General features: G+C 41.6%; 16 protein-coding genes and 1 riboswitch. Of the genes, 14 read left to right on the plus strand and 2 right to left on the minus strand.

The genetic code is table 11. The annotated features are described in order from the left end of the window. Positions 1-15: 15 nt before the first annotated feature. The gene (locus tag C6344_RS15835) at positions 16-2,265 is read left to right on the plus strand and encodes a hypothetical protein (protein ID WP_223251109.1); all 2,250 of its coding nucleotides are present in this window, start codon (positions 16-18) and stop codon (positions 2,263-2,265) included. Between the two features lie 76 nt (positions 2,266-2,341). Here the strand turns inward: C6344_RS15835 and C6344_RS15840 are convergent, their stop codons facing one another. Both C6344_RS15840 and C6344_RS15845 read right to left on the minus strand, forming a co-directional pair. Next, positions 2,342-2,638, minus strand: a complete 297-nt coding sequence (locus C6344_RS15840) for a DUF3817 domain-containing protein (protein WP_034664017.1) — start codon at positions 2,636-2,638, stop codon at positions 2,342-2,344. A 136-nt stretch (positions 2,639-2,774) separates the two neighbouring features. Further along, complete coding sequence (locus tag C6344_RS15845; RefSeq protein ID WP_060595571.1) at positions 2,775-3,449, minus strand: GntR family transcriptional regulator; 675 nt, start codon at positions 3,447-3,449, stop codon at positions 2,775-2,777. Positions 3,450-3,603: 154 nt separating this feature from the next. Between C6344_RS15845 and C6344_RS15850 the strand changes: the two genes are divergently transcribed. From C6344_RS15850 to C6344_RS15910, 13 genes are all read left to right on the plus strand, one after another. Next, positions 3,604-4,431 (plus strand): helix-turn-helix domain-containing protein, encoded by an 828-nt coding sequence (locus C6344_RS15850; protein WP_106039311.1) that lies wholly within the window; start codon positions 3,604-3,606, stop codon positions 4,429-4,431. Then, positions 4,421-5,353: a DMT family transporter gene (locus C6344_RS15855; protein ID WP_060595572.1), complete on the plus strand. Its 933-nt coding sequence runs from the start codon at positions 4,421-4,423 to the stop codon at positions 5,351-5,353. The genes C6344_RS15850 and C6344_RS15855 overlap by 11 nt, the downstream gene beginning before the upstream one ends. A 99-nt stretch (positions 5,354-5,452) precedes the next feature. Beyond that, positions 5,453-6,508 (plus strand): tartrate dehydrogenase, encoded by a 1,056-nt coding sequence (locus C6344_RS15860; protein ID WP_066031305.1) that lies wholly within the window; start codon positions 5,453-5,455, stop codon positions 6,506-6,508. A gap of 72 nt (positions 6,509-6,580) precedes the next feature. Further along, a complete protein-coding gene (locus tag C6344_RS15865) occupies positions 6,581-8,767 on the plus strand; it encodes a DNA topoisomerase III (RefSeq protein WP_106073090.1) in 2,187 nt (728 codons plus the stop codon). A gap of 197 nt (positions 8,768-8,964) precedes the next feature. Beyond that, entirely contained in the window at positions 8,965-10,047 is a 1,083-nt protein-coding gene (locus C6344_RS15870; protein WP_066031303.1) for a glycosyl hydrolase family 8, read from the plus strand. Beyond that, entirely contained in the window at positions 10,028-10,879 is an 852-nt protein-coding gene (locus C6344_RS15875; RefSeq protein ID WP_066031302.1) for a GGDEF domain-containing protein, read from the plus strand. Before C6344_RS15870 ends, C6344_RS15875 begins: the two co-directional genes overlap by 20 nt. Continuing rightward, positions 10,869-12,584 carry a DUF2334 domain-containing protein gene (locus C6344_RS15880; protein WP_106073091.1) on the plus strand — a complete coding sequence of 572 codons (1,716 nt, stop codon included), beginning with the start codon at positions 10,869-10,871 and terminating at the stop codon, positions 12,582-12,584. The genes C6344_RS15875 and C6344_RS15880 overlap by 11 nt, the downstream gene beginning before the upstream one ends. 37 nt (positions 12,585-12,621) lie before the next feature. Continuing rightward, a complete protein-coding gene (locus C6344_RS15885; RefSeq protein WP_249117116.1) occupies positions 12,622-13,845 on the plus strand; it encodes a glycosyltransferase family 2 protein in 1,224 nt (407 codons plus the stop codon). Positions 13,846-13,849: 4 nt separating this feature from the next. Further along, positions 13,850-15,940 carry a cellulose biosynthesis cyclic di-GMP-binding regulatory protein BcsB gene (locus tag C6344_RS15890; RefSeq protein ID WP_106048607.1) on the plus strand — a complete coding sequence of 697 codons (2,091 nt, stop codon included), beginning with the start codon at positions 13,850-13,852 and terminating at the stop codon, positions 15,938-15,940. A gap of 66 nt (positions 15,941-16,006) precedes the next feature. Then, positions 16,007-16,151: riboswitch (cyclic di-AMP (ydaO/yuaA leader) on the plus strand. Between the two features lie 112 nt (positions 16,152-16,263). Then, a complete protein-coding gene (locus C6344_RS15895) occupies positions 16,264-18,090 on the plus strand; it encodes an APC family permease (protein WP_106073092.1) in 1,827 nt (608 codons plus the stop codon). Positions 18,091-18,160: 70 nt separating this feature from the next. Next, entirely contained in the window at positions 18,161-19,882 is a 1,722-nt protein-coding gene (locus C6344_RS15900; RefSeq protein ID WP_106073093.1) for a pyruvate oxidase, read from the plus strand. 235 nt (positions 19,883-20,117) lie between these two features. Then, positions 20,118-21,824 carry a T7SS effector LXG polymorphic toxin gene (locus C6344_RS15905; protein ID WP_486187454.1) on the plus strand — a complete coding sequence of 569 codons (1,707 nt, stop codon included), beginning with the start codon at positions 20,118-20,120 and terminating at the stop codon, positions 21,822-21,824. Beyond that, complete coding sequence (locus tag C6344_RS15910; protein ID WP_106037116.1) at positions 21,814-22,263, plus strand: toxin-antitoxin system YwqK family antitoxin; 450 nt, start codon at positions 21,814-21,816, stop codon at positions 22,261-22,263. Before C6344_RS15905 ends, C6344_RS15910 begins: the two co-directional genes overlap by 11 nt. Positions 22,264-22,267: the final 4 nt, after the last annotated feature.

Raw genomic sequence — 22,267 nt, forward strand, 5'->3', positions numbered from 1 at the left:
AAAGGAAGCGATCAAGTGAAAAGAATACCAGTGATTTCCCTCAGATATATTGTCTTCTTTATTCCAGCAATCATTCTTAGTGTCTTGGTGTGGAACCATTACCAAGATGATTTGTCAGCAGGGAAAGCGACGCAATATGACGTCAAACGAATTTTTACATTTGATGAAGGAAAACGAGTGGTGAGTGCTGTATCAAAAGACCAGCAGCTCCATTTTGGAATGTATGATCCTCAATCAGGAAAAAGAATCAGTGAATGGACCACGGAAAGCGATACGTTTAATGAAATGTTTCCATCCATTCAAGGTAACAATCTCTTACTTGCTTTAAAAAATAAAGAGGGGCAGCTGTTGATCGAGAAAATAACGCCAAGTGGAGAAAAGAAAGAGCTCGTTAAGCAAAATCTACTGATCCCCTCATTTTTAAAAACGAATACATATCAATGGAATGGACAGCTCGTGTTTACAGGAGAAATGGAAGGCGCCGCTGCAGTCCTCGGTGAGCTAAAGAATGGTCAGTTTCATGTGCACAATCTCAACGAGCTAAAGCTGCCAGCAAGGCCAGTCTCCATGGATGTCGTCATGAATTCCTTTAGAGGGCAGACGCCTATTCCTATATTTGAATTGACTTTGAAAAATGACCAGAAGGCATATGTTAGCGGTATCTCAAACGAGAAGCATCAGCTTGGTGTCTATGTCTCCAAAAACGCTGATCCGTTTAGCCTCATTGAAGATACAGTTGAGCAGAGGCTGCAAAAAAAGATTGGATCATCACAAAACTTTGCTGTCGCCGTAGAATCGAATTATCCAAAAAGGGCAAGGAAAGTGAATGCAGAGGGAAGGCTTGGGAAAGTCGTCCCAACACCAAAACCAATTTATCAAACCTATATCTACCAGCTTAATGAAGAAGAAGTTCTTATTGCAGGCTCTACTGCAAAGGACGAAGCAAAAGGCAAACTGACTGGATATATTTATAACCATCGCACGAATAAGGCGACGTCTGCCAGCAAGCTTTTTCAATCGTTGTCATATGAATCCTTACAAAGAGAAGAGCTCACTTTCAATAAAAATGTGAAGAGCGATTGGATCTATTATTCATTCGACAATCAATTAACGGGTGCATATGAGACGACGAGCAGCCAGCTAAAGGAATTTCCTTTGAAAAAAGTCATCTCAATCGAAAACGCGAGTCCTGCTCACCAAACGTCTGTTGACACCTTTATGCAATATGTCATGAAAGGCGGGCCACTCATTCTCAACTGGGCGATATGGCTGTTTATTCCACTACTGTTATTTGTACTAGCCATCTTCCTGCCGCCGATTTTGAGACTGGTGAGAAACAACAAGATTAAAGACAGTGTCACATTAGAAGCCAATATTGTATCTGTCAAAGAAACGGGCACCTACATCAACGAACAGCCGCTTGTCAAAATGCAGCTGCAATTTCAATATGATGGGGAAAACATCGAGAAGACGGTTAAAACAGTTGTATCCTTTACCCAGATACCGCAGCCGGGTCAGCGTATCGCCATTCTCTACAATCCGAAGAAGAAAAAAGCGATGCTCTTAAAAGAGGGGGACTTCTCACAGACAAGTGAGCCAAAGTTCATCAAAGGCGCTGTTTTAAGAAATATAGAATCATATGAAACCGTAGGACGAGGCACTGTCTTATCGCTTACATTTGAAGCAGATCAGAAAAGGTATACCATTCCGATGATTCAAGCCGCTGGTTTTGAATTTAGAAAAGGAGAAAAAGCCGATCTCGTCGCCATCAGCGGTCAGTTGAAAATGGCAGCCTATGGCCATGAAGTGCGGAATCGATCGGGGAAAGATGTGACGTTAACAGGAACCATTCAGCGAGTGAAGCAATATCCAGTCACGATTCATGGACAAAAGCCTGTCATGCTGGATGTGACGGTTTCAAGCGGAGATCAGTCTATTACAAAAACGGTCAGCCAATTCATCCCTGATCATATGCAGGTCGCACCAGGAACTCCAATCACGATCCAGACAAAGAAAGAAGAGCTGGATAGAGAAATCGGTCTCATGCAAGAGAAACAAGGAAGTGCAAAAGTGACCCATGTCGCATTTGCTGGCGTCATCGGCAACCAGCCGCTAGCAATCATTCAGATTGAGAGAGATGGCATGCTGTATGAAGTGAAACAGCCAATCGATCCAATGACTAGTGTACTGCCAGGTGATGAATTATGGGTGGCGTATGACGAAATGACGCGTCAAGCAGCCATTGTGAAATATGCATCAATTTAAAAAAGCGTTCCTTTAACAGAACGCTTCAGCGTGTAGACAAAGGGCTAAAACGACATTCGATTTAGCCCTTTTTTGATTAAGCCTTTGTATCATACTGGCGGAGCACCTTATCATAGGCGAAGTTGCCGAAAGGAATGAACGCTGCAAAAAAACCAGCGATGGACCATTTCAAATGCCAGCGAACTTTAAAAGTCACATATGCCAAAACAAGCATATAGATGACAAACAATGCGCCATGAAGAGAGCCTACAATGGTGACTGCCATCGGAATATCCGCAAAATATTTCAGAGGCATGGCAATTAAAAGAAGGGTTAAAAGAGACATACCCTCAATAAAACCCGCCTGTCGAAGACGGCTAATACTTGTATGCATATACAAATCCTCCTGTATAAAAGCTAGTTTCTCATCTTCTAATATAAACGAAAGATCGTCTGGACATGCTAAAATCTACGAAAAATTCAAAATATGTTCATGTAATGCTTAAAAAATGGGAAAAAGGAAAAATCACTTAATCCTTGTTTGTTTCAGAGAGTACTTGCTTTAAGTGCATCACATCATGTAATAAATGATCCGTCATCGCTTGAACGGCTTCTGTGGAGCGGCGCTCTTTCATTTCAGAATAAATGGCAGCATGCTCTTTTTGAATCGTCTCAGCACGCGCTCCGCCGCTAAAATGAAAGATACGGCAAAAATGAATGAGTGCATTCACATGATTCAATTGTTTACATAAGCGGTGATTGTGACTCGCTAGAATAATTTTTTGATGAAAGGCTTCATGTAACTGGACGATTTCTTTAGATGGCAGCTGCTGCTTGATTGCTCCGTCTGCCTGCTTGAGGACCTGCTCAATATCATCCAGCTCTCTTTGCGCGGCTTCCTTGCATGCAAGCTCAACAGCTAGCGTTTCTAGGGCGATTCGAACTTGATAAAGCTCCTCGACATCTTTTTCCGTTAACGTATAGACAGAGTAGCCTGACCGATGATCAGCGATCAAGAGCTCATCTTTTTCTAAAAGCCTCATCGCCTCTCTAACCGGTGATCGGCTTACACCAAATTGTTTGGCAAGCTGTGTCTCATTGATGCGTTCCCCTGGCTGAAACTGCCCATCAAATATCATTTGCTTCAGCTGTTCATAAAATTGCATATGGTATGGTGCTGGTCTTTTCATCTCGAATGAATTCATCCCGTCATTCCCTCATTTACACATCATCTTTTGTCTCATGTTATCCAAGTTTTTCCCTCTAGGCAAGCCTGCATCGGAAAAGTCAATATCGTACAATTCAAGAGAAAAAGGGTGTGCTACACTAATGATCAGTTCAGTGAAAGAGGGGATCGACATGAAAACACAAGAAGAACGAACGGTACATTTTGATCAGGACTTGCAATTAGAGGCGTATCGCTTTCATGGCATCATGCAAAAGTTCCCGAATCATTTTCATACATACTATGTGATTGGATTTATTGAGGACGGTCAAAGACGTTTGATCTGCCAAAATGAAGAATACATCATTGAAAAGGGAGACATCCTTCTTTTCAATCCATATGACAATCACGCATGCGAGCAGATTGATCACAGGACACTAGATTATCGTTGTTTAAATATAGAAGCAGATGTCATAGAGAAAATGTTTCAGCACAAGCCACATTTTAAAGCCCCTGTGTTTTCACAAAGTGAACTGACAAAGCCATTATATGATCTTCATCAAATGATCACAGAAGAAGCTCCAGCTTTGAATAAACAGGAAACGTTTTATTTCTTTATGAAGCAGCTGATTGAAGCCTATGCTGATACATCAGAGGAAAAAGCGTCAGCAGCGCATGCCGCCGAACAGAAAGTCCAAGATGTACAGCAATATATTGAAACATACCGCACGGAAAATATTTCGTTAGACGACTTAGGAGAGCTTGTGTCTATGAACAAATACTCCCTTCTTCGTGCTTTTACAAAGTACAGAGGGATCACGCCGTATCGTTATTTACAGACAGTGAGAGTGAACTATGCGAAGGAGCTTCTCGCCCAAGGAGTGAAGCCTGTAGATGCGGCAGTCTCCGCTGGTTTTTCTGATCAAAGTCACTTGAGTCATTTCTTTTCAGAATTTATTGGGCTCACCCCAGGGCAATATCAGCAAATTTTTGCAAAGCAGGTAACAGCAGATGAAAAATAAACAGCTGCTTGGTCATCTAGCGGCCATGTTCACTATTTTTCTATGGGGTTCGACCTTTATCTCAACCAAAATATTATTAACTGCTTTTTCTCCCACAGAGATATTATTTTTTCGCTTTTTTATTGGGTATCTGGCTCTGATGATGATCTATCCGGTCACCATGAAGGTGCAGCGTAAAAAGCATGAAGCGATGTTTGCGCTCGCAGGATTATGCGGTGTGGTCTTATACTATTTTTTAGAAAATGTCGCACTCACCTATACGTTCGCTTCGAATGCAGGTGTCATCAGTTCAGTTGTGCCATTCTTCTCATTTTTATTGGCTTATTTTTTATTGAAAGATGAGCCGCTGCATCGCCGATTTTTCATAGGCTTTTTTATCGCGATGACAGGCATTGTGCTGATTAGCTTTAATGGAATGACGACGTTCCAATTGAATCCACTCGGTGATGTGCTAGCATTAACGGCGACCATTGTCTGGGCCTTCTATTCTATTTTATCGAAAATGATCAACCAATATGGATACCATATCATTCAAGTGACGAGGCGTGTCTTTTTTTACGGCTTGCTTTGGATGCTTCCCCTGATCTGGCATTTTAAGATTCGTTTAGACTGGGAGCGATTGACGAACCCGTCGTTTGCCTTTCACTTGCTGTTTTTAGGCCTGTTCGCATCTGCCATTTGTTTTCTAACATGGAGCTTTTCGGTGAAAACGCTCGGTGTGGTGAAATCGAGTGTGTATATTTATGGCGTTCCTATTATTACGATGGTCATTTCAATGATCGTTCTTCATGAGAGATTGACCCTCATGTCTGTACTCGGAACGGCACTGACCTTAGGAGGACTGCTGCTTTCAGATAAAAAAGATGCGGGGAGGAAGAAACAGAAACCCTCGATGCTTTTCCAGGATAAACAGGCGCTTTGATCAAAAAAGCGTCTTTTGTCCATTGAAAGAACATGAACTCTCTAGTAAACTCAAATTTAAACGGTCGACGGTCGACCGACGATAAAGGGGGAGAAATGAATGAAGCATGTTTCAATTGCGGCGATACCAGGTGACGGGGTTGGGAAGGAAGTTGTACCTGAAGCCATACGAGTATTGAAAGCGGTGTCAGAATTACATGGCGGTTTGTCTTTTACCTTTCAGGATTTTCCGTGGAGCTGTGAATATTATTTAGAGCATGGCGAGATGATGCCAAAGGATGGATTACATCAACTGAAAACCTTTGACAGCATTTTCTTAGGGGCTGTCGGAGATGCCAATTTAGTGCCGGATCACGTATCGCTTTGGGGACTGCTTATTAAGATTAGGCGGGAATTTGAACAGGTGATAAACGTCAGACCTGCAAAACAGCTGAGCGGCATTCGCTCACCGCTTACGCAGCCAAAGGATTTCGATCTTCTAGTTGTCAGAGAAAACGGTGAAGGTGAATATAGTGAAATTGGAGGCCGTATTTATCAAGGAGAAGATCAGCTTGCTGTTCAAAATGCAGTGTTCTCAAGAAAAGGGACAGAGCGTGCGATGCGTTTTGCCTTTCAATTAGCAGAAAAAAGACGAAAGCATGTGACGAGTGCAACCAAATCGAATGGGATCGTCCATACCATGCCTTTTTGGGATGAAGTGTTTCAAGACGTAGCAAAGGATTATCCAGAGGTGGCAGCAGACTCTCAGCACATTGATGCGCTCTCAGCCTTCTTTGTAACAAGACCAGAAAAATTCGATGTGATTGTGGCCAGTAATTTGTTTGGTGATATTTTGACAGATCTTGGGGCAGCCATTATGGGAAGTATTGGCGTAGCGCCTGCCGCCAACATCAATGTAAATGGCAAATACCCATCCATGTTTGAGCCTGTACACGGATCAGCTCCAGACATTGCGGGAAAAGGAATCGCCAACCCAATCGGTCAAATTTGGACTGCTAAGCTGATGCTTGATCATTTCGGAGAGGAAGAGCTGGGTACGCACCTTCTCAGCACCATCGAATCAGTCACAGCAGACGGCTTTTTAACAGCGGACATCGGCGGATCCTATCAAACACAAGAAGTCACAAACGAAATCATCAAACGATTGAAGAAATAATCCGTCATTAGAACCGCATCTCCACGTCTGCTATAATAAAAGGATGGATAGAAGAAAGAGATGTGAAATCTAGTGTCAAAAACAGTTGTATTAGCAGAGAAACCTTCAGTAGGACGTGACCTTGCGCGTGTGCTGAAGTGTCATAAAAAAGGAAATGGTTTTTTAGAAGGAGATCAATACATTGTGACATGGGCGCTTGGCCATTTGGTCACACTGGCTGATCCAGAAGGCTACGGAAAAGAATTTCAATCCTGGCGTTTAGAGGATTTACCAATCATTCCAGAGCCGCTTAAGCTTGTTGTGATGAAAAAGACAGGAAAACAATTCCAAGCAGTGAAAGCGCAGCTTGCGAGAAAAGATGTCAAAGACATTGTCATTGCAACAGATGCTGGACGTGAAGGGGAGCTTGTCGCAAGATGGATTCTTGAAAAAGCACATGTGAAAAAGCCCTTGAAACGACTATGGATCTCATCTGTCACGGACAAAGCCATTCAAGAAGGCTTCAAACGATTAAAAGACGGCAGAGAATACGATAACCTGTATCGCTCAGCAGTTGCACGTGCAGAAGCAGACTGGATTGTCGGCATCAACGCAACAAGAGCGCTGACAACCAAGTTCAATGCACAGCTTTCCTGCGGACGGGTACAAACACCAACGATTGCCATGATCGCCAAACGAGAAGAAGACATTCAGCAATTTCAGCCGAAGCCGTTCTATGGATTGATTGCACAAGTAGATGGACTGACTTTGACCTGGCAGGATGCCAAAACAAAGCAAAACCGGACATTCCAAGAGAATGTGATCAAAGAGCGCTTGGCAGCATGCGAAGGAAAACCAGCAGTGGTTGATGCGTTGAAAAAAACAGCGAAAAAAGCTTTTGCACCGGGCCTGTACGATCTGACTGAATTACAGCGTGATGCGCATAAACGCTATGGCTTCTCAGCAAAAGAAACATTATCTACGCTTCAGCGATTGTATGAGCAGCATAAGCTCGTGACATATCCACGTACAGATTCACGGTTTATTTCAGCGGATATCGTTCCCACATTAAAAGACCGATTAAAAGGAATGAACGTCAGACCATACGCGCAGCATGTGAACCGGATTTTACAATCAGGTGTTAAAGCGCACAAAGGCTTCGTCAATGATGCAAAAGTGTCAGATCACCATGCGATCATTCCAACCGAGGAAGAGCTGTATCCAGGTGCATTAAGTGATAAAGAGCGTAAATTATATGACCTTATTGCCAAACGATTCCTTGCGGTACTCATGAATCCTTTTGAGTACGAAGAAACAACGGTTATCACCAAAATAGGCAGTGAAACGTTCACAGCAAAAGGGAAAATCGTGCAATCAGCTGGCTGGAAAGCCGTGTACGATGATTCCTATGAAGAAGAGGAATCAGCCGAGGTGGATCAACATTTGCCGCTGCTTTCAGAAGGACAGTCACTAGACGTACGACAGCTGAAAGAAACAAGAGGAGAAACGAAACCTCCTGCACGTTTTAATGAAGCGACCCTATTATCTGCCATGGAAAACCCAGCGGCATTTATGCAGAAAGAGGAAAAAGACTTAGTGAAAACCCTTGGTGAAACAGGTGGTCTAGGGACAGTAGCAACAAGAGCAGATATTATTGAAAAGCTGTTCAATAGCTTCCTAATCGAGAAAAAGGGCAAAGACATTTTCATTACATCGAAAGGGAAGCAGCTGCTCTCGTTAGTGCCTGAAGACTTAAAGTCTCCTGCGTTAACAGCGGAATGGGAACAAAAGCTTTCTAAAATCGCCAAAGGGCAATTGAAAGCTTCTCAATTCATGAGTGAAATGAAATCGTATGCCAAACAAGCCGTATCCGAAATCAAACAGACGAACCAAACCTTTAAGCATGACAATGTCACTGGCACCCATTGTCCAGACTGCGGAAAACTGATGCTGAAAGTGAATGGAAAACATGGAACGATGCTTGTTTGCCAGGACCGGGAATGCGGCCATCGTAAAAATGTGGCGAAGAAAACAAACGCACGCTGCCCGAACTGTCATAAAAAGCTCGAGCTGCGCGGAGAAGGCGATGGCAAAATCTTTGCTTGTGTGTGCGGCCATAGAGAAAAACTGTCTGTCTTCGAAAAACGCAAATCTCAATCCAATCAAAAGAAAGCCAGTAAGCACGATGTGTCTAAATATTTGAAGAAACAAAAGAAAGTGGAAGAACCAATTAATAATGCACTAGCTGAACAATTAAAGAAATTAAAATTAGATCAATAGTTTTATAAAAGCCCGTGCGGAAACGCATGGGTTTTTTAGTTTTACCGAGCATATCGATATATTGTTTTTCTGAAAATGGGAATAAATGTGCGAAAAGACTCGTAATTTGGTATAAAATATTTATTTAAATTTATACAAAAACGCTCTATAATAAATCGTTAGATGCTTAGAGAACGGGGAGTTGAAAGGGGACACGAATGCATACACGCATATATCGTACAGCAATTGTTTTACTCATTGTCATTCTACTAGGCGGATGTACCTGGAAACAGCAGAAAGAATCAGCTGATCCAGTATCAACACAGCCTGTTTTGCCTGGAGAATATTTTATCACTCACCACTTAATGACAGATGAAGGCTTGATTCGTACCTCTTTTGCAGAGGAACATATCTACTTATCTGAATCACTTGGACTTTGGATGGATTATCTTGTTCGAAAAAAAGATCAAAATTTATTTGACCAACAGTTGAGTGTTTTACAAGATCAATTTTTACTTGACCATCATCTTCTCAGCTGGCAAATTGAATCTGAACAAAAAAGTAAGGCCAATGCTTTAGTTGATGATTTACGTGTAGTGGCGGCACTTCAAAAGGCAAATCGTTTGTGGAAGAAGTCAGCGTATCAAACGACAGCAAAAGAAATCGCTCAAGCGTTAAAAGAAAAAAACATGTTCAAAGGCATATTGTCCGATTACTATGATGCATCAACAAATCGAACTTCACACACAATCACACTCTCTTATATAGATCCAAAAGCAATCAAAGAATTGGAATCCCTCCAAATATTCACGAAACAAATGACCAGTAACCAATTAGCCATTCTAAAACAAGCACCGAGAAAAAAAGGATTCTTTCCTAAGTCCTATGACATAAAGAAAAAAACATATTCATTCGACCAAGAAATTAATATGATCGATCAACTTTATACAGCTTTACATGCACACCATGCAAAGGTAAATACGTCCGAGATCATGAAATGGCTTAAAACGTCGTTTAAACAAGAAGGAAAACTGTACGGAAGATACAAACTGAGCACATTGCAGCCATCTGTCACATATGAATCGCCTTCGGTATATGCACTCGTCATTTTGTATGCCCTTAAACAAAATGAGCTGAAATTCGCAAAGACTGTCTATCAACGCATGAAAGAATTACAAACCCAAGATCCTCTCAAGCCTTATTACGGAGGATACATGAACGAAAAAGAGACACACTCATTTGATAACTTATTGCCTCTAATTGCAGAAAGGGAGCTCCTAAATGAATCGGTTGTTCAGTAACACGTATCGCTTGTACTATTCTCTGCTCCTCACGTTTGCAGGCCTTATTTTGTTTATGGGCTACCTTAACGTACAAGATGCAGAGAGCTTTATGATCATCGCACTGACATTTGTCGTGTTAGGCTGCGGTATTTTATTTGGTATCCTACCAGCATTAATTTTCACCTTACTGATTTTGTTCTTTATAGGAAGCGCCATGTTCTTTACAGAGCTTGGCCATGAAAATTCCCTTTTTTCAAATCAAACATTGCAAGATGTAGTGATTTGGGGCGTAGCACTTCTTTTTTTCGCTATTTCAGCGGGAAGCTTGCATGAACGGATTAATACGCTGCGTCACACCATTGAACAACAAAAGCAGGCCATCAAACAATTTGTGGCGATTGACTCGACAACAGGATTTGACAATGCTGAGCGGATGAAGCTCGAATTGTCTGAGGAAATGAAACGGGCAGAACGGTACAAACAGCCATTTGTCTTTATCCTTCTTCATATGAATTACGCAGCGGAATTCAAATCGTTATATGGAGAAAAAGAAATGCAGCACCTATTTCAGCAATTAAGTCTCAAGATTCGTGAAAGCGTAAGAGAAACCGATAAGAAATTTCGATTATCCGAAGAGCGAATAGGCTTGCTGTTAACTCATACACCAGAAGAAAATGTGTCAGTTGTCCTTGATAAGCTAAAGGGTAAATTGCAAACGCATGTCCTATTAAACGGTCGTGAAGTGACCTTGACATTTCATGTCTGTCATTTAACAAGCAGCTCGGATTATCGTACGCCACAGCAGTTTTTAAAAGAACTAGAAAAAGAGATGATGATGAATGAACTGTAATTCTTTGATGAAATGTTGTTTGATGATCACGCTTTTTACGATTCTTTCGTTTAAACACATTACTTCAGCCGATGCTCTTGTCACGCAGCCAAATACACTGATCGTTTATTCCACACCATCTGGGGAAGTGACTCCAGCCGTTCATATGCTGGATCTACTCGCCGGTCATTTTTCAAAACAGACGACGATTGTATCCGATGAACATTTGGCTGAAAAGAGGATCAATGAATTTCAGCAAGTCATTTATCTTGGTGAAATAAAGAGAACCTTGTCAAAACAAACCATTCGTGCGATGAACGAATCACAGCAGGTCATCGCCATTGGATACAATGCGGAACAGCTTCGCCCATTCTCCAAGCTTACTTTTCACAAACAAGATCATATCAGTCAATTGAAACATACACATGATCAGACATACCGTCAGCTAGAGAGAAGTATCAATGTGTTAACGGTTCGAGGGGCGGACTTGGAAAATGAATTTCTAGTGAAGAAACGTCAATCTGATCTGCCATTTGTGACTCAAACAAAAGAAGGTGCAGCATATATCGGTATCTTAGATGTCGTGCAGCACAACAAGCTTCTTGCAGAAGTGCTAGAAAAATACATGCCATCTTCTGCGCAAATGGCGACAAAATACTTAATGCTCGGGAACATCAGCCCAGCAAGTGATGAGAAAAAGCTGCTTGAACTTGGACAATACGTATCCGCACAGCATATTCCTTATCAAATTGCAGTGACCCCTGTTTGGATAGATCGAGCAACAGGTGATGAAGTCACACTGAGTGACCGCCCGAAGCTCGTGAATGTGTTAAAACAAATGCAAGAAAATGGAGCGAGTATCATTCTTCATGGCTTTAGCCGTACGTATCGAACGGAGGAATCTGGTCAGGGATTTGAGTTCTGGGATGCAAAATATGATCAGCCCATCGCGTCAAATGACCCCAAAAAAGCTGAGAAGAAACAAAGTAAAAGCCAATTCCCAAATGAAAAAGACTTTCATACGTATACCAAATCGTATCAGCAGCAAGAAATCGCCTATACAGAAGAAAAACTGACAAAGGGCATTGAGCTTCTTGCTAGGCAAGGCTTATATCCTCTTGCGTTTGAGGTGCCGCATGATGCGATATCACAACAAGGGTATGAAGTAATTTCAAAGCATGTGTCCAGTCTATTTGGACAGGTGCAGCTGTCAGACCGCACTTGGAAATCAGTCAGCGCATCGCCGCTTGTGACGTCTCCTGCCATGTTACATGGCATGACTTTATATCCTCAGCAGCAAGTTGAGCAAGCGTCTAATAAAGAAGGTTCAAATGTTTTAACTGAACAGACGATTCAATCCGTGCAGCATCTGCAATCAGCCGCAATCGGACTGTCCTATGATGTAGAATCAGGAATAGTCGGATTACAGGAGCTGATCACACAGATGGAGGCAATCCCTTCTAGCGAATGGCTGGATGTAAAAAAAACAAAACAGACGGTCCAAACTGCACATGTAAAAATCCAAACATCACGGAATGGACATATTCAAGTAGAGGAATCCAACATCGCCGAAACAAAAACAATCAAACGAAGTGGCATGGAAAATATGCTGCGAATTCTTACAGTCGTGGTGATGCTATTTATTGCGGCATTTGCTTTATACACATTGTATTTAAGACTGACAATGAAAAAACGAATTTTTAAGGAGAGAAAATTAGGTGGCTGATGTCTTATTTTATCTTTCATTACTACTGATTTGGACTATGCTCCTATACCACATGTTTCTCATGCAGGGCGGCTTTCAGCATTACCTCACCTATGAAAAAGTGCTGCCTAAATGGACAAAACAAGGGAAAGAGCTGCCAACCGTCAGTATCCTGATTCCAGCTCATAATGAAGAAGTTGTCATTCGGCAGACGTTAAAAGCGATGGTCCAGCTATCTTATCCTAAACACCTCCTTGAAATCATTGTGATTAATGACAATTCCTCTGATCGCACAGGAGATATTGTGCAATCATTCAGTGAGCAATATGATCATGTCCATATGATTGAAACGAAGCCGCCATTTGCAGGGAAGGGAAAATCTACTGCACTGAATGAAGGATTGAAGGCTTCGACAGGAGAAGTGATTTGCGTATACGATGCAGATAACATGCCGGAACAAAAGGCTGTCTATCATTTGGTTCTTGGGTTATTGAATGATCCAAAAGCAGGCGCCGTTGTCGGGAAATTCAGAGTGATCAATGCAGCCCAAAATTTGCTGACCAAATTTATTAATATTGAGACCATCTGCTTCCAATGGATGGCGCAGGGCGGGAGATGGAAGTGGTTTGGGATTGCGACAATACCAGGCACCAACTTCGCTATCCGCAGGCACATTTTAGAAGAACTCGGCGGCTGGGATGTCCAAGCTTTGGCCGAGGACACCGAATTAACGATCCGTGTGTATAACCTTGGATATGTGATTCGATTTTTCCCAGCTGCGATCACATGGGAACAAGAGCCTGAGACATGGAAGGTCTGGTGGCGGCAAAGAACGCGCTGGGCTAGAGGTAATCAATATGTTGTACTCAAATTTTTAAGACAGTTTATGAAGCTGAAACGAAAACGAATGATTTTCGATTTGTTTTATTTCTTCTTTACGTATTTCTTATTTTTCTTCGGTGTTCTGCTCTCAAATGGCATCTTTATTGTGAACCTATTTGTTGACCTTCACTTATCTGTAGGGGCTGTCGCACTGATCCTGTGGGGATTAGCCTTCTTCCTCTTTCTAACAGAAGTGATGATTACATTAAGTATTGAGAAAACAGAGCTCACCAAACAAAACATTCTCATTGTGGTCCTCATGTACTTCACCTATTCTCAAGTATGGATTGCGCTTGTCGTGTACTCCTTATGTGTAGAGGTGAAGAGCCGATTATTGAAACAAGAAGTGAAATGGTACAAAACGGAGCGTTACGATCAACAACAAAAGAAAAGCGGGTGACAAATTGAAATCGGTCAAATGGATGATTTTTATATTAGCGCTATCCCTTGCCATTCAGCCTTTTTTCATGGCAAGTCAAGCAATGGCGCAATCCAATCGAGTACAAGTGAAAGACGATTGGGTTCGCTCATCAAAAGGAAGTCAAACAGAAACGCAGCATCTATCAGAAGATGTGGTGACCTTGTATGGACAAGAAGACCGCACTGAATTTTCCTATCAAATGGAGAAAGAAAAAGTAGAGTCTAGCACTCTTACATTAAATATAGAGGCTTCACCATTACTCATTTCGCCATCGTCTTTCACAGTGATGATCGATGGAGAGATTGAAAAGACAATCCCTGTATCAGGGAAAAACCAAAAAAAATCGATTCAAATCAAATTGAACAAAGCGCAATTGAAAAAAGGATCTCATCAAATTCAGCTCGCATTTTATGGTGTGTTAAAAGAAGGTGTGTGTATCAACCAAGAGACACCTGCCAATTGGCTGAAAGTATATCCTGAAAGTGAGCTGGCGTTCAAAGGAGCTCAAACGAAAGACGTGACGTTAGACAGCTTCCCTTCACCTTTTATTCCATCAGGTGAGCAGAAAGAACAAACAGATATTGTGATTCCAAATACACCGGAAGCGGCTGAATTAGAAGCGGCTATGAAAATCTATCGTACGTTGAAAAACAAAGACCGTCTAGCAGACCTCAAACTCGTTCAAGAAAAGGACCTCAAGCAAATTGCGCATCCAACCATTGCTGTGGGAGCAAAAGGAAGCTGGAAAGGACGTATGAAATCGATCGAGCAAGCTGCGGGCATTAAAACAGAAAGCAATCAACTTACGTTAGCGGTGAGAACCCTGACAGCAAAGAAAAAAGAACAGCCCATTTTATTTGTCTCTGCTGAACAGCCAAGGACAATTGCTGAAAAAATCAATGTCCTGACTCAACCAGAACTGACGGGTCAGCTCACTGGTACCGACTTGCTGCTGCAAAAGGTGACAGCTAATGCTTCTAAGCCATCGCATCATATTCGTTTAATAGATTTTGGCGGAGATGATGTCACAGTTGGAACCAAAAAGACGGCATCTGATCACTACTATTATCCGAAAGCATTAATCGCTCAACAAAAATCAGGTGCAAAACTAAATCTATCATTTAAAAAATCGGATCCAGCGAACAAAGCGGAACGTCTAACAGTGATGATCAATAACGAACCGCACGACATACCGTTAACAAAACTAGGAAACAAAGATGAGAATGGATTCTATCATGTGTCCATTCCAGTAGACTCGCAAGTACTTCAAAAGAACGAGTATGTGGACTTGCAATTTGTCACAACGGGTTTTAAAAGCATGGAATCGTGCAGACATACGGATGAAGAAGGCTGGATTTACATTGACAAGAACAGCTCTCTTCAAATACCAGAAGGAACAAATAGTGATACACCGGATTTAGCCGCATGGCCGCTTCCTTACACTTCAAAAACGCAGCAAGGAAACACATTGATCATTATGCCAGATCAAATCAATCAAGCAACGATCAATCAAATGGCGATGCTGACAGAATCATTTAGTCAGCCGGAAGCTGCTCAATATCATTTGATCGAAGCATCGAATGTGACAAATGAACAATTGAAAAATAACTCTCTCATTTTTATCGGGGGCATCCAGACATTCTCTCTTTTAAAAGAAAAAGCAGACGATCTCATCGTTCCGGCGAAAAAGGGTCAATATGATGTATCCTCATTTGGCATGATCAACGAAACAACAGCTCGTATTGTATGGACGCAGCCATCTGTATGGAATAAAGAACAAACCATGACCGTTTTTGCAGGAATGACGGCAGCTGACGCTGATGTATCAAATGAAGTGATACGTTTCCTTCAAACAAATACGGAGACCGCAACAGTTGCAATAGAAAGCAAGAACAAAGATATGTTTTCTAACAATCAAACAGTCAGCAATGCAAAAAATGATCTTAAAAAAGGTGAAAAGCAAGGCGGCGGTGAGTCTTGGATTTACTTTGCCTGTATCGCTGTACTGATCATTTTTGTCGCTTTGATGATTGTTTATTTCGTACGAAAAAACCGCAAAAAGACTGATGAATAAACGGTCAAAAGACCTCGAAAAAATCTCTTTACTTTGGTGTCAAACGGGAGTATGATCTCTTTTATAAAAGACCAATCGCTGAATCATTTCGATGAGCGGGGGAACCAATTGTGGTGCAAGGCACCACGTGGGGTGAATCCTTTTTAGGTAGGGCAAAGTCTCATGCGCCCGAATCCGTCAGCTAACCTCGTAAGCGTTAAAGAGAGCAAAGACCAACCTGTGATCTAAAGAATAGGCACAGGGGCATTCTATTGCCTCTGTGTCTTTTTGGCGATCCATCTTTTGCAACTTAAATCGTTTGACACTAAAGGAGCGGGCATCACATGTACAGTTTGATGAAGCGTATTTTAATTGGTAAACCATTAAAATCACAAGCAGCAGGAGAACAAAAACTATCAAAAATCAAAGCGTTGGCATTATTGTCATCGGACGCATTGTCATCAGTTGCATACGGTACAGAACAAATCTTAATTGTTCTTTCTGTCGTTAGTGCAGCAGCATTTTGGTACTCACTCCCGATTGCAGGTTGTGTATTAATTCTTTTAATGGCGTTAATTCTATCTTACCGCCAGATCATTTATGCTTATCCAGAAGGCGGCGGGGCATATGTCGTCTCTAGCAGAAACCTAGGTGAAAAACCAGGATTGATCGCTGGTGGGTCATTGCTTGTAGACTATATTTTGACTGTAGCAGTGAGCATATCAGCGGGTACTGATGCCATCACATCGGCTTTTCCAGTACTATATCCATATCATGTTTTGATCTCAATTGTATTGGTCATCGTGATTATGGTGCTCAACCTTCGTGGATTGACAGAATCGGCATCTATCCTGGCTTATCCTGTATACTTGTTTGTATTTTCACTCCTTATCTTAATTGGAGTAGGTGGCTTCAAATTATTAACAGGAGGCGTACCACCAGCACCTGAGCATACAGCGGTAGGCACGCACGTACAAGGCATTACATTATTTCTGTTATTAAAAGCTTTTTCATCTGGCTGTTCTGCTCTGACTGGAGTAGAAGCCATTTCAAATACCATTCCATCCTTTAAAAAACCGGCTGCTCAAAATGCAGCAAGAACATTATTGATGATGGGTGGATTACTAGCCGTTTTATTTGTGGGAGTCACATTGCTTGCGTTTGGTTTTGGCATCTCGCCAAAGCCAGAAGAAACGGTTGTATCACAAATTGCATCAGACACTTTTGGACGTACGTTTTTCTATTACGTGATTCAGGCTGTCACAGCGCTAATCTTAATATTAGCGGCAAATACCGGCTTTTCAGCCTTTCCATTATTGGCTGTCAATTTAGCAAAGGATAAATATATGCCGCGTATGTTTACTGTAAGAGGAGACCGGCTTGGTTACTCCAATGGCATTATCTTTTTAGGCGTAGCCTCTATGCTGCTCATCTGGTTGTTTGATGGGAAAACAGAACACCTCATCCCGCTATATGCTGTCGGTGTGTTCATTCCATTTACCCTGTCGCAGACCGGCATGTGTGTGAAGTGGATTCGAGAAAAACCGCAGGGCTGGAAAACGAAAATGCCAATCAATATAGTCGGAGCACTGATTTCTTTTACAGTTTTCATGATACTCATTTTGACCAAGTTCCATCTCGTATGGCCAGTATTCGTTTTCATGCCTATTGTTCTATTTATCTTTCATTCCATTAAAAAGCATTACCTGTCTGTTGGAGAACAACTGCGTTTATTGAATGAAACAGAGCCTGTTGAGATTAAAGGGAATGTGGTCATCGTACCGATAGCAGGTGTAACACGTGTCGTCGAACAATCTGTCCAATATGCAAGGTCTTTGTCAGATCAAGTCATAGCGGTTCATGTATCCTTTGATAAAGAAAAGGATAAGAAAATTGAAGAGGATTGGGAAAAACTAAACAGCGGTGTACGGCTTGTGATGCTGCATTCTTCCTATCGAAGCCTCATTCACCCGCTTGATAAATTTCTTGAAACCATTGAGGCAAAAGCAAATGCACATCAATATAAAGTGATGGTGCTCGTGCCTCAATTTATCCCGAAAAAAAGATGGCACACCATTTTGCATAATCAATCTGCCTTTTTATTAAGATTCCGCCTATTATGGAAGCGTGATATTGTGGTGGCGACCCTTCCATATCATTTTAAAAAGTAGCAAAAGCAAGTTGAAACGTTTGATCAAAAGGATGCGGTGGTATGGAGTAAGAAAAAAGGAGTTTTCTCACATGCCGCAAAGAACCGCAGGAAAAGAAGTAACAGCGCTACTGGAAGAGTGGGGCGTGAAACATATTTATGGAATGCCCGGCGACAGCATAAACGAATTGATTGAAGAACTTAGGCATGAATCAAGCCAAATACAATTTATACAAACGAGACATGAAGAAGTGGCAGCACTTTCAGCGGCGGCTGATGCCAAACTAACAGGTAAACTCGGTGTCTGCTTATCAATCGCTGGACCGGGTGCTGTCCACTTATTAAATGGACTATATGATGCAAAAGCAGATGGTGCACCAGTTTTAGCAATTGCAGGGCAGGTTGCTTCAGCCGAAGTAGGCAGAGACGCATTCCAAGAAATCAAATTAGAGCGGATGTTTGACGATGTCGCTGTCTTTAATCAGCAGGTACAGACAGCAGAAGCGCTGCCTGACTTATTGAATCAAGCCATCAAAGCAGCTTATACCCATAAAGGTGTGGCAGTTCTCACCGTATCGGATGACTTATTTTCTCAAAAAATTAAGCGTAAACCCGTTTATACATCTCCTCTTTATGTGGAGGGAGAAGTACGGCCAAAGAAAGATCAACTGCTAAAGGCAGCTCAGCTGATTAACAATGCGAAGAAGCCTGTCATCTTAGCAGGTAAAGGATTAAGACATGCAAAAGAAGAGCTTCTTTCATTTGCAGAAAAGGCAGCTGCTCCTATCGTCATCACACTCCCTGCAAAAGGGGTTGTGCCAGACAGGCATCCATACTTTTTAGGTAACCTAGGTCAAATTGGAACGAAGCCGGCATATGAAGCGATGGAAGAATGTGATCTCTTAATTATGCTTGGAACCTCCTTTCCATATAGAGACTACTTACCAGAGGACACGCCAGCCATTCAACTGGATATTAAACCAGATCAAATCGGTAAAAGATATCCGGTAGATGTGGGAATCGTGAGCGACAGCAAGAGTGGTTTACATGAACTGACTTCCTACATTGAATATAAAGAGCAGCGTGGTTTTCTTGAAGCTTGTACAGAGCATATGATGAAGTGGCGAGAAGAAATGGCTAAGGAAAAATCCGTTGCTACTTCACCGATTAAACCACAGCAAGTCATTGCTAGATTAGAAGAAGCAGTCGAAGAAGACGCCATTCTTTCAGTTGATGTTGGTAATGTGACGGTCTGGATGGCGCGTCATTTTGAAATGAAACAGCAGGATTTCATTATCTCCAGCTGGCTTGCCACAATGGGCTGTGGTTTACCTGGTGCGATTTCGGCTAAGTTAAATGAACCGAACCGACAAGCCATTGCTGTCTGTGGTGATGGAGGCTTCACAATGGTCATGCAAGACTTTGTGACAGCTGTAAAATATAAGCTGCCGATTGTTGTCGTGATCTTAAACAACAACAATTTAGGAATGATTGAATATGAGCAACAGGTAAAAGGAAACATGAATTATGGTATAGAGCTGGAGGATATTGATTTTGCTAAGTTTGCAGAAGCATGTGGCGGCAAAGGGATCTCTGTGTCATCACATGAAGAATTAGCGCCAGCCTTTGATACAGCCCTTCAATCTGATAAACCAGTTATTATTGATGTCACTGTCGCCAATGAACCCCCGTTACCTGGGAAAATCACTTACACCCAAGCAGCAGGCTTCAGTAAATATTTATTGAAAAAATTCTTTGAAAAAGGTGAGTTGGATATCCCTCCACTCAAGAAAAGCCTCAAACGCTTTTTCTAAACACAAGGTAGTCGGTCTTCTGAAAAGAAGGCTGACTTTTTTTTGTGATGATTAGGGGAAATCATTTCAATTGTCACTTGCTTTCATCTCTATTGAAATTAAAGGATATTATTTTTGTAACTTAAAGCCTATTTTTCCAATTCGTTGATAAAGGTAAAATAGACTTTATGATCAATAATGGAGGGAGTGACTTCTTCTGGGCAAGATACTTGATGCAAAAGCACTAACAAGTGCCATGGACACAAGGGCAAAACACTACCAGGAACTCCGCGAACAAATGGTAGATTTAAAAAAAGCATTACAAGGTGTTTCTAATCTCGGTGACGACTTCACTGGGAAAGGTGCCGATAACATTAAAAGCTTCTACAAAGAGCTCGCTGGAAATGTAGACATGTTTATCAGCTTCATTGATAAGCAAAAGGCCTTTCATGAAGGTGTTTCTGGGACACTCGATGATACAAACTTTGGCGGCGATACCTTCGTAGAAGAACACTTTTTAGACAACGCAGTACATATGGGCATCAAAAACGCCAAAAGCATTGTAAAGGATCAAAAAAAGGCACTTAAAACCATTTTTCAGGACATTGATGACCTCATTTCTCTAGAGGTATTTGACAGCAAAACCTTTGATGAAAAAATTGCAAATGCAGAAGATGAACGAAAAAAGACAGTAAAAGACCTAAGAGAGCTTGATCAAAATTTAAAAGATGAATATGCTTTGTCAGAGACGGAGCAGCAGGCTACATTGGCATTGTACGCAGAAATGATGAATGCCACAAATGACGGAAAAGCGATTTCGCCTATGAATTTTGACAAGAAAGCGTATCAAAATAGCGAAATCTACAAGGCAAAAAGCGATATTGAGAAGCAAACTTCTGAATATCTCAAAATCAAAAAAGAACAAGAAGAAGCTAGAGAAATCGCAAAGGAACAAGAAGCACTCGCCAACCGCCCTTGGTATGAAAAAGCACTTGATTATGGTGGAAATATCGTGAATGAACTGACTGGAGTAAACGATGCAAAACGCGCCGCAACGGGCGTTGACCCGATCACAGGCGAAGAACTTACCGCAGGACAGCGCGTCGCCGCAGGCGGCATGGCAGCAGCGGGTTATATCCCAATCGTCGGCTGGGCAGGTCGCATTTTCAAAGGCGGAAAAGCTGTTTATAAAACAACTCAAGCCACCTCGGCCGCAGTCAGAGCAGTCGATATTTACAAGACATCGCAAAATTCTTTTGACGCCTTAAAAACATCGCAAAAAGGCTTATACGGCCTCACCGCCACCAACGGATTCAGCGAAGCAATTACAGGTAGAGACATGTTTGGGAATAAGGTCTCGAAAGAACAGCAGGAAGCGAGCATGAACGCGGCGCTGGGAATGCTTTTGCCGTTTGGGGCGAAAGGGTTTCATGGGAAGATGGGGATAAAAGAGACTGAGAAAAGGCGCATCGACTATTTGAGAAATAAATATGGGAAGATTGATTCCAAAGAATTAAATGAAAGAATTAATTTACGTGGAGAAACGATAAAAGAACTAAATAAATTAAAAGATAGTGGTATTAGCAAAAAGAAAATGGGACCCGCCTTTGCTGGAGTTTATGATAAACAGACTGGGAATTACTCATATGCAATAAATGATTATGATGGAAAGTTACCAGAGTTACACCCCTTAATAAATGCCAAATATGATAAAATGCCAAAAGAGGTTATAGATTCATATACATTTACAAAAGGTGCGGGGTCACATGCAGAGGTGATCGCATTGAATAATGCCTTAAAGGCTAACCCAGGCGCTAGTTTGGATAATTTTATATTGAATGTTGTTAGAACAGGTCAAAGTAGAGTGAAACCGGCGGGAATGATGTTTCCAAGGTGCCCTCATTGTGCTTACCTTACAGATGGGTCTAAAATTATCACGGAGGTTCCCAAAAATGTTAAATGATATATTGCAAAAAGATTTTATTTTAGAAAACGGCACTGAGTTTGAAGAATGCTTAGAATATGGAGGACCTTACGAACTAGCAATAGTGAGATACACTGAGGATGGTAAAGAAGAACTGTTTACGGGGTTAGCCTATGATATATATGAAAACGGGAATATTGAGAGTTACTTCTATGTAGAACAAGGAGTTAAACAAGGGAAGTATGTTGAATTCTATCCGAACGGAAATGTCAAGAAAATAGGACATCTAAGTAAAAATGCCGCAGATGGATATCAAGTTGAGTTTTTTGAGAATGGAAATAAAAAGTATGAATCTGAATGTGTTGCCGGTCGAGAAATGAATTATATAAAGTATGACGAGAATGGAAATGTTTTAGAGGAAAAAGCAGAACCTAATGAATCCGACTTGAAATATGCCGAAAAATTCAACAATTTATAATGTG

Source organism: Bacillus sp. GBSW19 (assembly GCF_002998655.1).
GTDB lineage: Bacteria > Bacillota > Bacilli > Bacillales > Bacillaceae > Bacillus.